Origin of the sequence: Candidatus Thiothrix phosphatis, assembly GCF_035668035.1 — a bacterium.
GTDB classification, from domain to species: Bacteria; Pseudomonadota; Gammaproteobacteria; order Thiotrichales; family Thiotrichaceae; genus Thiothrix; species Thiothrix phosphatis.
Genome location: NZ_JAYMYJ010000112.1, coordinates 226744 through 228037, shown reverse-complemented (window position 1 = coordinate 228037; position 1294 = coordinate 226744). Strand labels below are relative to the sequence as shown.

1 protein-coding gene and 1 pseudogene are annotated in these 1294 nt (G+C 51.3%); both read left to right on the top strand.

Translation table 11 applies throughout. The features are described 5' to 3' along the window. A pseudogene (locus VSS37_RS12655) lies at positions 1-789 on the top strand (hypothetical protein); the annotation flags it as partial. After that, positions 786-1294 (top strand): restriction endonuclease subunit S (locus tag VSS37_RS12650; protein WP_324695756.1); only part of this gene is annotated, 509 nt, incomplete at its 3' end. The pseudogene VSS37_RS12655 and the gene VSS37_RS12650, both read left to right, overlap by 4 nt.

Here is a 1294-nt window from a genome sequence, read left to right as displayed (position 1 = left end):
ATTAATGATTATTCGCCGGGGCAACTGGTCAACTTCAGCGCGATGATGGAATCCTACCGTGGCGACGGGGAGGCTATCCGCAAGGCGGCGGAACAGCATAAAGCGCATACCGGTGAACTGGCGAAGGTGCTGGCCAGGGCAGCGGAAAGTTTGCGCCGTGCTTGCCAGAGCCACCTTGGCAATAATGCCTATAAGCTGGCGGGGCTGGATTTCTCCACCGCTGCCGCTGAGTTGGCGGAATCCATTATCGCCGATGAGGAACTGACGCTGGCGCGTAGCCGCGAATTGCGCGATCTTTTCGAGCAGCCGGTGCCAGCGCTGAGTGCCTTGCTGGAGCCGTATCAGGCGCAATGGGAACAGGCGCGTAAAGCCTTTGCCGCGCTGGATAAACAAGCACAAACCACCGATGCCAACAAGACCCACAAGAAAAAGCTGGATGCCCAGGGCAAGCAATTGAAAGCGTTGTCGCTGGCCATCAAAGCCTATTTCGAGAATGCCGGTGATGACCTGAAAAACCTGAAGCAGGCAGTCAGGGACTGGCGGATGTTGGGTGAATACTTCCCTGATGGGGTGTACCGCGACGTTGAAGGTTTGTGCAAGATTGTCGATCTCGCCGAAGTCATCGAAAACGACTACAGCCTCACACCGGGGCGCTACGTCGGCTACCGCATCGACATCGACGAAGACTTCGACTACCAAAAACGCCTCGCCGAAATCCATGCTGAACTCTCTGAACTTACTCAGTCCGCCAATACCCTGCTAACCGCAATCAAGGGAGTTAACCTATGAGTTGGGAGGTGCGAGCATTAGGTGATCTCATTACATTGCAGAGGGGTTACGATTTACCGACACAAGCTCGTGTGGTAGGTAATACGCCGATTATTTCATCTTCCGGCATTTCCGGTTTTCATGACGAACCGAAAGAGAATCCTCCCGGCGTTGTAACGGGTCGATATGGAACGATTGGAGAGGTTTTTTATATCGCCGAACCATACTGGCCATTGAACACAACCTTATTTGTTAAAGACTTCAAGGGAAACAATCCAAGATTCATTGCTTACTTGCTCGAATGCTTGAACCTGAAAGAAATGAATGCAGCTGGAGCTGTACCAGGTGTCAACAGAAATCACTTACACAAAATAAAAACCAAAGCCCCGACATCAAGGGATACACAAGATAAAATATCAGCCATTGTTACAGCCTACGATGACCTCATCGAAAACAACCTGCAACGCATCAAGCTGCTGGAAGAAATGGCGCAAATCACCTACGAGGAATGGTTTGTGCGGATGAA